Raw genomic sequence first — 16,327 nt, forward strand, 5'->3', positions numbered from 1 at the left:
ATGCATTTCAGCGAACTGATGGCTGTTCTTTCCACCCATGCGATCCGCCTTCAACAGGAAGATGAAGACCTGGTCATTCTGGGCAGCGACGACGCGCTGGACGATGCGTTGTGGGACAGCCTCAGCGAACACAAGGCGCAATTGCTGGAACTGGTCGCGCAACACGGTGGCGACTGGTTGAGCCCGGCGTTTCGCATCACCCCGGACATGCTGCCGCTGGTGACGCTGGATCAGTCGACCATCGACCGGCTGGTGGCCAATGTGCCCGGTGGCGCCGCTAACCTGCAGGATATTTACCCGCTGGCGCCGCTGCAGGAAGGCATGCTTTACCTGCACCTGTCGGCGCCCGCCGGCGATCCTTACGTGTCACAAGCCCGATTCGCCTTCGACAGCCGCGAACGTCTGGAGGCTTTCGCCGAGGCGCTGCAATGGATGATCGAACGCCACGACATTCTGCGCACTTCGTTCGTCTGGGAACGCCTGGATGAACCGCTGCAGGTGGTGCAGCGGCAGGCTCGTCTGCACTGCGAGGAAATCGCCCTCGCGCCGGGCGCGGATGTGCTGACGCAACTGCTGGAGCGCCACGACCCACGGTTCTTCCGCCTCGACATCCAGCAGGCGCCGCTGCTGCGTCTGGTCTACGCCATGGACTCGGCCAACGGTCGCGTGGTCGCGCTGTTGCTGTTCCATCACCTGATCATGGACCACGTGGCACTCGACGTGGTGCGCCGCGAAACCCGCGCGCACCTGCTCGGCCAGACCGCGCAGGTCGGGCCGCCGGTGCCGTACCGCGATCACCTGGCCAAGGCCCGCCTGCGTCTGGACGAGCAGGTTCACGAAGGGTTTTTCCGCGAGATGCTCGCCGACATCGACGAGCCGACCTTGCCCTGTGGTCTGCAGGATGTGCAAGGCGACGGCCAGGGCATCGAAGAAGCCGTGCTGATGCTCGACACTGACTTCAGCCGACAACTGCGCGGCCAGGCGCGCCAGCTCGGGGTCAGTGTCGCGAGCCTGATGCACCTGGCGCTGGCGCGGGTGCTCGGCCAGTTGTCGGGGCGCGCGGCAGTGGTGTTCGGCACCGTGCTGCTGGGGCGGATGGAGGCGGGTGAGGGCGGCGAACAGGCGCTGGGAATGTTCATCAACACCTTGCCGCTGCGTGTGGATGTCGGGCAGGACGGCGTGCGCGCCGGGGTGCTGGCCACCCATCGACGCCTGACCGCGTTGCTCGGCCATGAGCAGACCTCGCTGGCGCTGGCCCAGCGTTGCAGCGCGGTGGCGGTGCCGACGCCGTTGTTCAGCGCGATCCTCAACTATCGCCACAGCAGCAGCGAAGAGATCGCCGAGGTCAGCGAACTGGCCCCCGGCGTGCAGGTGCTGGGCGCTCGCGAGCGCACCAACTACCCACTGACGATCAACATCGACGACCTCGGCGAAGACTTGCGCATCACCGCGCTGGCGGATGCGGCACTGGGTGCCGAACGCATCGCCGCTTACCTGCACACCGCGTTGCACAGCCTGCTGCAGGCCTTGCAATCGACCCCGGATGCACCGCTGCAACGCCTGAATATCCTGCCGGCGGCCGAGCGCGAATACCTGCTGCACGGGGTCAATTCGCCGTTGCCGCAGTTCCCGGAAACCCCGCTGATTCACCAGCAGTTCGAAGCCCACGCGGCGGCGCGACCCGAGGGCACAGCGCTGCTGTTCGAAGAGCAGACGCTGAGCTACGGCGAACTCAACCGCCGCGCCAATCAGCTTGCGCATCACCTGCTGGCGCGGGGCATTCGCCCGGATCAGCGCGTGGCGATCTGTGTCGAGCGCGGCCCGCAAATGCTCATCGGCCTGCTCGGTATCCTCAAGGCCGGCGCCGGTTACGTGCCGATCGACCCGGCGTATCCACTGGAGCGCATCGCCTACACCCTGCAGGATAGCGCCCCGGTGGCGGTGCTGATTCAGGCCGATACGCTGGGCAGGGTTGGCGCGCTCAACGTGCCGATCATCGATCTGGACAGCCTGCAGTTGCAGGCTGAACTCAGCAGCAATCCGCAGATTCCCGAGCTGACTCCAAGCCATCTCGCCTACGTGATCTACACCTCCGGCTCCACGGGCCTGCCCAAGGGCGTGATGGTCGAGCATCGCAACGTGGTGCGGCTGTTTTCGGCAACCCACGACTGGTTCAACTTCAACCCGCAGGACGTGTGGGCGTTGTTCCATTCCTTCGCTTTCGACTTCTCGGTGTGGGAAATCTGGGGCGCGCTGGCGTTTGGCGGCCAGTTGTTACTGATGCCGCAAGCTGTCAGCCGCTTGCCGGACGACTGCTACGCGCTGCTGTGCCGCACTGGCGTCACCGTGCTCAATCAGACCCCGAGCGCCTTCCGCCAGTTGATCGCCGCGCAGGGCCGCAGCCCGTTGCAACACTCGCTGCGCGAGGTGATTTTCGGCGGCGAAGCCCTGGAACCGGGCCTGCTCAAACCGTGGTACGCGCGGGTCGGCAATGCCGGTACACGGCTGGTGAACATGTACGGCATCACTGAAACCACGGTGCACGTGACCTACCGCCCACTGGAAGCAGCGGACTCGCTACTGGTCGGGCGCAGCCCGATCGGTGTGGGCATTCCCGACCTGCAACTGTACGTGCTCGACGCGCAGCGCGAACCGGTGCCGGCCGGCGTGATCGGCGAGTTATACGTCGGTGGCGCCGGGGTTGCCCGGGGCTACCTCAACCGCGAGACGCTGACCGCCGAGCGCTTTATTGCCGACCCGTTCAGCGGCCGTGCCGAGGCGCGTCTGTACAAGACCGGCGACCTCGCACGCCGAAACGCCGATGGCAGCCTCGAATACCTCGGGCGCAACGACGATCAAGTGAAGATCCGTGGTTTCCGCATCGAACTCGGCGAAATCGAAGCTCGCCTGGCAGCCTGCGCCGGTGTGCGCGAAGCGCTGGTGATCGCCCGCGAAGACAGCCCCAGTGACAAGCGTCTGGTGGCCTACTGGCTGGCCGCCGAAGGCACTGAACCGAGCGCTGCGCAATTGCGCGACGAGTTGCTGCTGTCGCTGGCCGAATACATGGTGCCGAGCGCCTTTGTGCGCCTCGACGCCATACCGCTGACCACCAACGGCAAACTTGATCGCAAAGCCTTGCCGCAACCGGACAGCGATGCCTTCGTCCGGCGCGGTTTCGAAGCCCCGCTGGGGCCGGTGGAAACCCTGATCGCCGGCATTTGGCAGAGCCTGCTCGGTGTCGAGCAGGTCGGTCGGCACGACAATTTCTTCGAACTCGGCGGCCATTCGCTGCTGGCGGTGAAACTGATCGAGCGCATGCGTCAGCACGACTTGCAGTGCGACGTGCGCGTGCTGTTCGGCCAGCCGAGCGTCGCGGCTCTGGCGGCGACCCTGAGTCACAGTCATACCCTGCGGGTGCCGGACAATCTGATTCCTGCCGATTGCACGCGGATCACCCCGGACATGCTGCCGCTGGCCACACTGGATCAGGCCGCCATCGACCGCGTGGTCGCCACTGTGCCCGGTGGCGTCGGCAATGTGCAGGAAATTTACGGCCTGGCACCGTTGCAGGCGGGGATTCTCTACCACCATCTGGCGACCAGCGCCGGTGACCCGTACGTGTTGCAGGCGCAATTCGCCTTCGCCGGTCTGGCGCAGATCAAGGCCTTCGTCCGTGCGTTGAATGCGGTGATCGAGCGCCACGACATTCTGCGCACCAGCGTGTTCTGGGAAGGGCTTGAAGAGCCGGTGCAAGTGGTCTGGCGTGAAGCGCCGCTGGCGCTGGAACGGGTCGATGCCGACCTGCTTGAGGGCGATGTGCTGGCGCAGATGCAGGCGCGGTTCGATCCACGGCGCTACCGCCTCGACCTGCGCCGCGCGCCGCTGATGCGTCTGGCTTACACCGAAGACCGGGAACAGCAGCGCTGGGTCGGCATCCTGTTGCTGCACCACATCGTGCTCGACCATACCGCACTGGAAGTGTTGCTCGCGGAAATGAACGACAGCCTGTACCCGAGCGGCGTCGATCTGCCGTCGCCGGTGCAGTACCGCCACTACGTGGCGCAGACGCAACAGCAGGCCAATGCCCAGGCGCATGAAGCGTTCTTCCGCGACATGCTCGGCGACATCGACGAACCGACCGTGGCCTTCGGCGTGCAGGACGTACACGGCGATGGCAGCAGCATCGTCGACAGCGAGCAGACGCTGGACGCCGGCGTGGCCGAGCGCTTGCGCGAGCAGGCGCGCCGCCTCGGTATCAGCGCGGCCAGTCTGGTGCACCAGGCCTGGGGTCAGGTGCTGGCGCAGGTTTCGGGGCGTGAAGAGGTGGTGTTCGGCACCGTGCTGCTCGGGCGCATGCAGGGCGGCGAGGGTGCCGATCGCGCACTTGGCATGTTCATCAATACCTTGCCGTTACGGGTCAGTGTCGGCGCGACTGCGGTGGAGCAAGGCGCGCGCGCTACCCATGAGCGTCTGGCGCAACTGCTGGCGCATGAGCAGGCTTCGCTGTCGCTGGCTCAGCGTTGCAGCGGTGTGGCGGCGTCGCTGCCGCTGTTCAGCAGTTTGCTCAATTACCGCCACAGTGCGGCGCAACCGGCAGGTGTGACCTGGGACGGGATCGAGATTCTCAGCTCGCGCGAGCGCAGCAACTATCCGCTGGTGGTCAGCGTCGATGACCTCGGCACCGGTTTCCGCCTGAGCGTGCAGGCGGTGCCGCAAGTGGATGGCGCGCGCGTCTGCGATTACTTGCAAACCGCGCTGCACAATCTGCTGACGGCGCTGGAGCACAATCCGGCCACGCCGCTGCGGCAGATCTCGGTGCTGTCGCCGAGCGAACGTCAGCGGGTCCTGGTCGGCTTTAACATCAGCGGTCGCGATTACCCGCCGGCGCAAACCGTGCAGCGTTTGTTCGAGGCCCAGGCGGCCGCGCACCCCGAGGCCTTGGCGGCGGTGCAAGGTGCGCAGCAGGTGAGCTATGGCGAACTCAATCAACGGGCCAATCGTCTGGCGCATCACCTGATCGGCCTTGGCGTGCAGCCCGATGATCGGGTCGCTTTGTGCGCCCGGCGCAGCCCGGACATGCTGGTCGCGCTGCTGGCGATCCTCAAGGCCGGCGCCGGTTATGTGCCGGTCGATCCGGCGTATCCGCCGGAACGCATCGCCTACCTGTTGCAGGACTGCGCCCCGGTGGCGGTTGTGGCGCAGGCATCGACCCGCGATCTGCTCGGTGGCGTGCCGGTCATCGATCTGGACAACGACCTCTGGCAGCACCTGTCGGTTGCCAATCCGCAGGTGGCGGCATTGACGCCGAAGCATCTGGCTTACGTGATCTACACCTCCGGCTCCACCGGCCAACCGAAAGGGGTGATGGTCGAGCATGCGACGCTGGAAAACCTCGTGCACTGGCACGCTGAAGCCTTTGATTTGCAGGCCGGCAGCCAGACCGCGAGTGTCGCCGGCTTCGGTTTCGATGCGATGGCCTGGGAAGTCTGGCCGGCGCTGTGTGTCGGCGCGACCTTGCACCTGCCGCCGCCGTCGATCCGCAACGAGCACCTCGACGAGTTGCTCGACTGGTGGTGTGCGCAGCCGTTACAGGTCAGCTTCCTGCCGACGCCGGTGGCCGAATACGCGTTCAGCCGGCAATTGCAGCACCCGACCTTGCGTACGCTGCTGATTGGCGGCGACCGACTGCGTCAGTTCAATCGCGCGCAAACTTTCGAGGTGATCAACAACTATGGCCCGACCGAAGCGACGGTGGTCGCCACCTCGGGGCGGGTCGAGCTGGATCAGCCGCTGCATATCGGCCGGCCGATCGCCAACGCCAAAATCTATGTGCTGGACGCCGAGCAGCGCCCGGTGCCGGTGGGTGTGGCGGGCGAGTTGTATGTCGGTGGGGAGGGCGTGGCGCGCGGTTATCTGAATCGCCCTGAGCTGAGCGCTGCGCAGTTCCTCTTCGATCCGTTCAGCGACGAGCCACAGGCGCGCATGTACCGCACCGGCGATCAGGCGCGGTGGCTGGCCGACGGCAATATCGAGTACCTGGGGCGCAACGACGATCAGGTCAAATTGCGTGGCGTGCGTATCGAACTCGGTGAAATCGAAGCCGCGCTCGGCAGCCACGCTGCGCTGCAGGAAGCCGTGGTGCTGGTCCGCGATGGACGGCTGATTGCGTGGTTCACCGAGCGCACGGCGGTCGATATTCAACAGTTGCATACGCATTTACAGGCGCGCTTGCCGGATGCGCTGCTGCCGGCGGCTTACGTGCGGCTGGACGCATTGCCGTTGACCGCCAACGGCAAGATCGACCGCAAGGCCTTGCCGGAGCCGGAGCAAGGCGCATGGCTCAGCCGCGAATATGAAGCGCCACAAGGTGCGGTGGAAACCGCGCTGGCGCAGATATGGATTGACGTGCTGAAAGTCGAGCGGGTCGGGCGTCAGGATAATTTCTTCGAACTGGGCGGGCATTCGCTGTTGGCGGTGAGCCTGATCGAGCGCATGCGCCAGATCGACCTCGCGGCTGACGTGCGCGTGCTGTTCAATCAGCCGACCCTGGCTGCATTGGCGGCCGCCGTGGGCAGCGGTCGCGAAATCGAGGTGCCGGCCAACCGCATTCCGTCGGGCTGCACCCGCATCACCCCGGACATGCTCAGCCTGACCGAACTCGATCAGGCCAGCATCGAGCGCATCGTCGCCACGGTGCCGGGCGGGGCCGCCAACGTGCAGGATATCTATCCGCTGGCACCGCTGCAGGAAGGCATTCTTTATCACCACTTGAGCGCTGAACAGGGCGATCCGTATCTGCTGCAATCGCGGCTGATCTTCGACAGCGTCGAGCGTCTGCGCACCTTCAGCCAAGCCTTGCAGCAGGTCATCGCGCGTCACGACATTCTGCGCACCAGTGTGGTCTGGGAAGGGCTGGCGAGTCCGCAGCAGGTGGTCTGGCGTCAGGCGTCGCTGGTGGTGCAAGCGGTGGCGCTGGATCCGGCGCAGGGCGACGTCCTCGAGCAGTTGCACGCGCGCTTCGACGCCCGACACAACCGCCTCGACCTGAGCCAGGCGCCGCTGATGCGCATCGTCTACGCCGAGGACCCGGCGCAGCAACGGGTGGTGGCGATCATCCTGTTCCAGCACTTGATACTCGACCACACCGCCATGGAAGTGGTCGGCCAGGAAATGCGCGCGTTCATGTTCAATCAGGCCGACAGCCTCGGCACGCCGATGCCGTACCGCAACTACGTGGCGCAGGCGCGTCTGGGCGCCAGCGAGCAGGAACACGAAGCGTTCTTCCGCGACATGCTCGGCGATATCGACGAGCCGACCCTGCCGTTCGGTCTGCATGACGTGCAAGGCGATGGCGGCGACATCGAGGAGGCGCAGCAAGCCGTGGATGCCGGGTTGACCCTGCGCTTGCGAGAACAGGCGCGGCAGTTGGGTGTCAGCCCGGCGAGCCTGATGCACCTGGCCTGGGCGCAGGTGCTGGGCGTGCTTGCCAACCGCCGTGACGTGGTGTTCGGCACGGTGCTGTTGGGGCGGATGCAGGGCGGCGAGGGGGCCGACCGCACGCTGGGGGTGTTCATCAACACCTTGCCGCTGCGGGTGGATGTCAGCGAAGGCGTGCGCGCTGCGGTCAAGACCACCCACGCACGGTTGACCGCGCTGCTGGCCCATGAACACGCGCCACTGGCGCTGGCCCAGCGTTGCAGCGCGGTGTCCGGGGCGCCGCTGTTCAGCGCACTGCTCAACTACCGGCATACCGCTGCCGAGGCGCAGCCGCGTGACGGTCAGGGCATCTGGGAAGGCGTGCAATTGCTCGGTGGCGAAGAGCGCAGCAACTATCCGCTGACCCTCAGCGTCGACGATCTCGGCGAAGGCTTTTCCCTGTCTGTGCTGGCGTTGGCGCAGATCGGCACGCAACGGATCTGTGGCTACATGCACACCGCGCTGGAACATCTGGTGCACGCACTAGAGCAGGCGCCACAGCGTCCGCTCAACCGTTTGCCGATTCTTTCGGTCGAGGAATACGAACGCCTGGTGGTCGGTTTCAACCCGACGGCGGCGGCATACCCGAGTGGGGCGACGATTCAGGCGCTGGTGCAAGTGCAGGCCGAGCAGCAGCCACAGGCGCTGGCGGTGGTGCAGGGCACGCAGCAACTGACCTATGCGCAACTCAATCAGCAGGCCAATCGCCTGGCCCATCACTTGCTCGGCCTCGGCGTGCAACCGGACGACCGGATTGCCGTGTGCCTGCAACGCAGCCCGCAAATGCTGGTGGCGCTGCTGGCGATTCTCAAGGCCGGGGCCGGTTATGTGCCGATTGATCCAGCGTACCCGGCGGAGCGCATTGCCTACCTGTTGCAGGACAGCGATCCGGTGGCAGTGCTGGCGCAGGGCGCGACCCGCGAGTTGCTGGGCCGGGTGCCGGTGATCGATCTGGACAACGTCCTCTGGCAACACCTGCCGCAGACCAATCCGCAACTGCCGACGCTGACCCCGGCGCATCTGGCCTACGTGATCTACACCTCGGGTTCGACCGGCCAGCCGAAAGGCGTGATGGTCGAACACGCGACCCTGGAAAACCTTGTGCACTGGCACTGCGAGGCGTTCGACCTGCGCGCCGGCAGCCACACCGCCAGCGTCGCCGGTTGCGGTTTCGACGCGATGGCCTGGGAGGTCTGGCCGGCGCTGTGTGTCGGCGCGACCCTGCACCTGCCGCCGCCGTCGATCAGCAACGAACACCTCGATGACCTGCTCGACTGGTGGCGCGCACAACCGTTGCAGGTGAGCTTCCTGCCGACGCCGATTGCCGAGTACGCCTTCAGTCGTGAACTGGGGCACCCGACCTTGCGCACGCTGCTGATCGGTGGCGACAGGTTGCGGCAGTTCGCGCGCGCTCAGACCTTTGATGTCATCAACAACTACGGCCCGACTGAGGCCACGGTGGTCGCGACTTCCGGGCAGATCAATGCCGGGCAATTGCTGCACATCGGCCGGCCCATCAGCAACGCCAGGATCTACCTGCTCGATGAGCAGCAGCGTCCGGTGCCGGTTGGCGTGGCGGGCGAGTTGTATGTCGGTGGCGCGGGCGTGGCCCGTGGTTATCTGAACCGCCCCGAGCTGACCGCTGAGCGCTTCCTCGAAGACCCGTTCAGTGACGAACCGCAGGCGCGCATGTACCGCACCGGCGACCTCGCGCGCTGGCTGGCCGACGGCAATATCGAGTACCTGGGGCGTAACGATGATCAGGTCAAACTGCGCGGCGTGCGGGTGGAGCTGGGTGAGATTGAAGCCGCGCTGTCCAGCCATCCGGCGCTGCAGGACGCGGTGGTGCTGGTGCGCGAGGCGCGCTTGATCGCCTGGTTTACTGCTCGCACAACAGTCGATATCGAGGATCTTCGCGCGCATTTGCAAGCGCGTCTGCCACAGGCACTGGTGCCGGCAGCTTACGTTCGGCTTGAGGCGCTGCCACTGACCGCCAACGGCAAACTCGACCGCAAGGCCTTGCCCGAACCGGATCAGGACGCCTGGCTCAGTCGCGAGTACGCAGCGCCGCAAGGGCCGGTGGAAACCGCGCTGGCGCAGGTCTGGGCCGAGGTACTGCAGGTCGAACAGGTCGGTCGTCACGACAACTTCTTCGAACTGGGCGGGCACTCGTTGCTGGCGGTGACCCTGATCGAGCGCATGCGTCAGCTCGGCCTGAGCACCGACGTGCGCGTGCTGTTCAGCCAGCCAACTCTCGCCGCACTGGCCGCTGCAGTGGGCAGTGGTCGCGAAGTCGCGGTGCCGGCCAACCTGATTCCACTCGGTTGCACGCACATCACTCCAGACATGCTGACCCTGCTGCAACTGGATCAGCAAAGCATCGAGCGTATCGTTGCCACGGTGCCGGGCGGTGCCGCCAACGTGCAGGATATTTATCCGCTGGCGCCATTGCAGGAAGGCATTCTGTATCACCACTTGAGCGCCGCGCAGGGTGATCCGTACCTGCTGCAATCGCGCCTGGCGTTCGACAGCCTTGAACGCTTGCAGGCCTTTGCCGCCGCGTTGCGTCAGGTCATGAGTCGCCATGACATTCTGCGCACCGGCGTGGTCTGGGAAGGGCTGGCGATGCCGGTGCAAGTGGTCTGGCGTGAAGCCGATCTGCCGGTGCAGGAAGTAGCCCTCGACCCGGCGACCGGTGATGTTCTGGCGCAGTTGTATGAGCGTTTCGACGCGCGGCATTACCGCATCGACCTCAGTCAGGCGCCGCTGATTCGCCTGGTGTACGCGCAGGATCCAGCCAACCAGCGGGTGGTCGCGATGCTGTTGTTCCATCACATCGCCATGGATCACACGGCGCTGGAGGTGGTGCAGCAGGAACTGCAGGCGCTGCTCTTCGGTCACGGCGAAGCCCTGATCCCCGCCGTGCCGTATCGCAATTACGTGGCGCAGACCCGGCTGGGCGTCAGCGAGCAGGAACATGAGGCGTTCTTCCGCGCGATGCTCGGCAAGATCGACGAGCCGACTCTGCCGTTCGGTCTGCTAGATGTGCACGGTGACGGCCATGACATCGAAGAAGTCCGTCAGCGCCTGCCCGAAGCCTTGGCGCGGCGCTTGCGCAGCCAGGCGCGGCAGTTGGGCGTGAGTGTCGCGAGCCTGTTTCATCTGGCGTTTGCCCAGGTATTGGCGGCGACCTCCGGACATGATCGCGTGGTATTCGGCACCGTGCTGCTGGGGCGGATGCAGGGCGGTACCGGCGCTGATCGCGGTCTGGGAATGTTCATCAACACGCTGCCGCTGCGGGTGGATTTGGGTGATGTTTCAGTGCGTGCCGGGGTGCGCGCCACCCATGCGCAATTGACGGCATTGCTCGGTCATGAACATGCGTCACTGGCATTGGCCCAGCGTTGCAGCGGGGTGGCCGCGCCGTCGCCGCTGTTCAGTGCGATGCTCAACTACCGGCACAGCGTCAGCGCAGAACAGTTGCAAGCCAATCGCCTGGCCTGGCAAGGCATCGAAAACCTCTCCAGCGAAGAGCGCACCAACTATCCGCTGAGCTTCAACGTCGATGACCTGGGTCAGGGTTTTGATCTCACGGCGATGACCCCTTCACAGATTGGCGCGGCGCGGGTGTGTGGCTACATGCAGCAGGTGTTGGCGGAACTGGTCGAGGCGCTGGAGCAGGCACCGCAGCAGATCTTGAACCGCCTGCCGGTGATTCCGGATACCGAGCGTCAGCAGTTGCTGTCTGGTCTCAATGCCACGGCAGTCGATTACAACCTTGAGCAGACCATTCACGGTCTGTTCGAGGCGCAGGTGCAGCGTTCGCCGCAGGCGCCAGCGGTGGTCGCGGGTGAGCAGTCACTGAGCTACGCCGAACTCAACGCCCGGTCCAATCAACTCGCGCGGCACTTGCGCGGGTTGGGTGTAGGGCCGGATGCGCGGGTGGCAATCTGCGTCGAGCGCGGTCTTGACATGGTGGTCGGGCTGCTGGCGATCCTCAAGGCTGGCGGCGGTTATGTGCCGTTGGACCCGGCGTATCCGCTGGAGCGTCTGGCGTACATGCTGGAGGACAGCGCGCCGCTGGCGGTGCTGGTGCAGGGTTCGACGCGTTTGTTGCTCGGTGACGTTGGCGTGCCGGTGATCGATCTGGATCAGCCGCACTGGCAGTCGTTGCCGACTGACAATCTATCGCTCGCTGAGTTGACCGCGCAGCACACTGCTTACGTGATCTATACCTCCGGTTCCACTGGCCAGCCGAAAGGCGTGATCAACGAACACAGCGGGGTGGTCAACCGTTTGCTGTGGATGCAGGACGCCTATCAACTGACTTCAGCCGACACGGTGTTGCAGAAAACCCCGTTCAGCTTCGACGTCTCGGTCTGGGAATTCTTCTGGCCGCTGATGACCGGCGCACGACTGGTCATGGCCCGGCCCGAGGGGCACAAGGATCCGCTGTATCTCAGCGAAATCATCGAGCGCGAGCACATCACCACGCTGCACTTTGTACCGTCGATGCTCGATGTGTTTCTCGCCCACGGTGACAGCGCACGTTGCAGCAGTCTGCGGCAAGTCATGTGCAGCGGCGAAGCGTTGCCGGGCAGTGTGGTGCGGCGCTTCAAGCAGCAACTGCCGGGCAGCCAATTGCACAACCTCTACGGCCCGACCGAAGCCGCAGTGGACGTGACCGCGTGGAACTGCGCCGGGCCGCTGGAAAGCACTCCGGACAACACGCCGATCGGCAAACCGATCGCCAACACCCGCATGTACATCCTCGATGCCCAGCAACAACCGGTGCCGCACGGCGTGGTCGGCGAGTTGTACATCGGAGGCGTACAAGTGGCGCGGGGTTATCTGAATCGTCCGCAGTTGAATGCCGAGCGCTTCCTCACCGATCCGTTCCAGGCCAATGGGCGGATGTACCGCACCGGCGACGTCGCCCGTTATCTGCCGGACGGCAATATCGAATACCTGGGCCGTAACGACGATCAGGTGAAGATCCGTGGTCTGCGCATCGAACTCGGTGAAATTCAGGCACGCCTGACCCAGATCGACGGCATTCAGGAAGCCGCCGTACTGGCCCGCGAAGACGTGCCGGGGGACAAACGTCTGGTGGCGTACTACACCGGCGCACGCCTGGAAACCGACGTGCTGCGCAGCCGTCTGCTGGAAAATCTGCCGGACTACATGGTGCCCGCCGTGTTCGTGCATCTCGATGCACTGCCGCTGAGCCCCAACGGCAAACTCGACCGCAAGGCGTTGCCGGCGCCGGATCAGGCGGCATTGCCGGTGCGTGAATACGAAGCCCCGGTGGGCGACGTCGAAATCATCCTCGCACGGCTCTGGGCTGAATTGCTCAACGTCGAGCGGGTAGGGCGCCACGATCATTTCTTTGAACTGGGTGGTCACTCGCTGCTGGCGGTCAGTCTGATCGGCCGCTTGCGTCAGGAAGGCATGGAAGCCGATGTCAGGTCGCTGTTCGAACATCCGACCCTGGCCGGCTACGCCGCAATTACCGAACGAATGGAGATCGTCCTGTGAACGTGATCGAACTGTTGGCCACATTGAAGGCTAAAGATATCCAGCTGGCGGTCGCGGACGACCAATTGCGGGTGAATGGCAACAAGCAGGCGTTGAACGACCCGGCGTTGCTGGCGCTGTTGCGCGAGCACAAACCGGCGCTGATCGAGCTGATCAAGGCCGGGCAGTACTCGGCCAGCAAGCATGGCCAGGTCGAAGTGCCGGCCAATGGCATCGTTGCGGGCAGCACGCGCATCACCCCGGCGATGCTGACGCTGGTCGAGCTCGATCAAACCACCATCGACCACCTCGTCGCACAAGTCCCCGGCGGCGCAGCCAACGTGCAGGACATCTACCCGCTGGCGCCATTGCAGGAAGGCATTCTGTATCACCACGTCAGTGGCGGCGAGGGTGATCCGTATGTCATGCAATCGCATTTCGCCTTTGCCAGCCGTGAGCGTTTTCAGGCGTTTGCCCAAGCGCTGCAAGCGGTGATCGATCGCCATGACATTCTGCGCACCGCTGTGCATTGGGCAGGGCTGGACGCGCCGCTGCAGGTGGTCTGGCGTCGCGCCGAACTGCCGGTGGAAGAGGTGACGTTGCCAGAACCCGCCAGCGACGTGCTGGCGTATCTGCACGAGCGCTTCGACGCCCGGCACTTCCGCCTCGACGTTACCCAGGCGCCGCTGATGCGTCTGGCCCACGCCTGGGATGAAGCCGGGCAACGGGTGATCGCCACGCTGTTGTTCCATCACATGGCCCTCGACCATTCGGCCCTCGACGTGGTGCGCCACGAAATGCGCGCCTGCCTCACCGGGCAGCGTGAACGGCTCGGGCGCCCGGTGCCGTTTCGCAATTACGTGGCGCAGGCGCGTCTGGGCGTCAGCGAAGCCGAGCACGAGGCGTTCTTCCGCGAGATGCTCAGCGACATCGACGAGCCGACGCTGCCTTACGGTTTGCAGGATGTGCAGGGTGACGGCAGTGAAATCGTCGAACTCAGCGTACCGGTCGCGGCACTGTTGGGTCAGCGTCTGCGGGGGCAGGCGCGAACGCTGGGCGTCAGTGTCGCCAGCCTGTTCCACCTCGGCTGGGCGCAGGTGCTGGCCGCGCTCACCGGCAAGCAGCAAGTGGTGTTCGGCACCGTGCTGATGGGCCGCATGCAAGGCGCCGAAGCGATTGACCGGGCGCTGGGGATTTTCATCAACACCTTGCCATTGCGGGTGAACATCGACGGCCAGGATGTGCGCGCGGCGGTCAACGCCACCCACGCCCGGTTGACCACGCTGATGCGTCACGAACACGCACCGCTGGCCCTGGCTCAGCGCTGCAGTCATGTGGTGGCACCGACGCCGCTGTTCAGCACGCTGCTCAATTATCGCCACAGCCACAACGTCGCCACCGCCAGCGCCGAAACCCTCGCGGCGTGGGAAGGCATCAGCACCCTGCATTCCGAAGAACGCACCAACTATCCGCTGACCCTGAGCGTCGATGACCTCGGTGATGCATTCAGCCTGACGCTGCTGGCGAGCACCCAGACCGATCCGCAGCGCATCTGCGATTACCTGCACTGCGCGCTGGAAAACCTCGTGCTCGCGCTGGAGCAGGCGCCGCAGACACCGGTCAATCAATTGCCGATTCTGCCGGCGGCTGAGCTTGAACAGGTGCTGCTCGGCTTCAATGCCACCCAAGTGGATTTTCCGACGGCACAGACCATCCAGCAGCGTTTCGAGGCGCAGGTGGCCGAACGGCCGGACGCGCTGGCGGCAGTGTTTGCCGACGCGCAACTGACCTACGCCGAACTCAACCGTCAGGCCAACGCCCTGGCGCAGCATCTGATCGGTTTGGGCGTGAAACCCGACGACCGTGTCGCCATCGTTGCCCGCCGTGGGCTGGACACCCTGGTCGGGCTGGTGGCGATCCTCAAGGCCGGCGCCGGTTACGTGCCGATTGACCCGGCGCACCCGGCCGAGCGCTTGAACTACCTGCTCGACGACAGCGCGCCAGTCGCCGTACTGACCCAAAGTCATCTGCGCGAGCGACTGCCGGCGCTGGCCGTGCCGGTACTCGAACTCGACCGCTGCAACTGGCCGCAGGGCGTTACCCTTAATCCGCACGTTCCTGGCCTGAATACCGAAAACCTGGCCTACGTGATCTACACCTCCGGCTCCACCGGCCTGCCCAAGGGTGTGATGGTCGAGCATCACACTTTGAGCAATCTGGTCGACTGGCACTGCAACGCGTTCGACCTCTGTGCCGGGCGTCACACCTCAAGCCTCGCCGGGTTCGGTTTCGATGCGATGGCCTGGGAAGTCTGGCCGGCGCTGTGCGTGGGCGCGACCCTGCATCTGGCGCCGACTCACGAGGGCGGCGAAGACATCGATGCCTTGCTCGCGTGGTGGTGCGCGCAGCCGCTGGACGTGAGCTTCCTGCCGACTCCGGTGGCCGAATACGCCTTCAGCCAGAACCTCGAACACCCGACCCTGCGCACGCTGCTGATCGGCGGCGACCGCTTGCGTCAGTTCAATCGCCACCAGCATTTCGACGTGATCAACAACTACGGCCCGACCGAGGCCACAGTGGTCGCGACTTCAGGGCGGGTAGCAAGCGGCGATGCGCTGCACATCGGTAAGCCGCTGAGCAATGCCTCGGTGTACCTGCTCGACGAACAACAGCGCCCGGTGCCGATCGGCGTGGCTGGCGAGCTGTACGTCGGCGGCGCTGGGGTCGCTCGTGGCTACCTGAATCGCCCGGACATGACTGCCGAGCGCTTTCTGCGTGACCCGTTCAGCCGCGCGCCGAACGCACGGATGTACCGCACCGGCGACCTTGCACGCTGGCGCGAGGACGGCAACATCGAGTACCTGGGGCGCAACGATGATCAGGTGAAAATCCGTGGCGTGCGCATCGAGCTGGGCGAGATCGAAACCTGCCTCAACCAGTTGCCGGGCATTCAGGAAGCGGTGTTGCTGGCCCGCGAAGATCAACCCGGCCAGCCGCGCCTGGTGGCCTACTTCACCGAGCAGGCGCAGGTCGAAGCGCTGCCGGTGGGCGAGTTGCGCGCGCAATTGCTCAGCCGTTTGCCCGAATACATGGTGCCGACCGCGTTCGTCAAACTCGCCGCGCTGCCGCTGACCGCCAACGGCAAAGTCGACCGCAAGGCCTTGCCAGCGCCGGATCTGGCGGCGCTGTTCACTCGCGAGTACGCAGCGCCCGAAGGCGAGGTGGAAACCGCGCTGGCGCAGATCTGGGCCGACGTGCTGCAGGTCGAGCGGGTCGGGCGGCAGGATCACTTTTTCGAACTTGGCGGGCATTCGTTGCTGGCGATGCGCATGGT

The 16,327-nt window shown here is 65.1% G+C and carries 2 protein-coding genes (1 of these 2 only partly in view); both read left to right on the forward strand.

What is annotated here, in order from left to right; all coding sequences use genetic code 11:
- Entirely contained in the window at positions 1-13,014 is a 13,014-nt protein-coding gene (locus ACIP8I_RS12060; protein WP_400761254.1) for an amino acid adenylation domain-containing protein, read from the forward strand.
- Positions 13,011-16,327 carry the beginning of a non-ribosomal peptide synthase/polyketide synthase gene (locus ACIP8I_RS12065; protein WP_400761256.1) on the forward strand. Its footprint extends 14,527 nt past the window's final position, so the window shows 3,317 of its 17,844 coding nt (coding positions 1-3,317); its start codon is at positions 13,011-13,013; the stop codon falls past the right edge of the window. The genes ACIP8I_RS12060 and ACIP8I_RS12065 overlap by 4 nt, the downstream gene beginning before the upstream one ends.

Origin of the sequence: Pseudomonas sp. NPDC088414 (assembly GCF_044753325.1) — a bacterium.
GTDB lineage: Bacteria > Pseudomonadota > Gammaproteobacteria > Pseudomonadales > Pseudomonadaceae > Aquipseudomonas.

What these genes read in the sequence shown, in the direction of transcription:
- ACIP8I_RS12060 (WP_400761254.1), top strand. Translation starts at nt 1, where the DNA reads ATGCATTTCAGCGAACTGATGGCTGTTCTTTCCACCCATGCGATCCGC.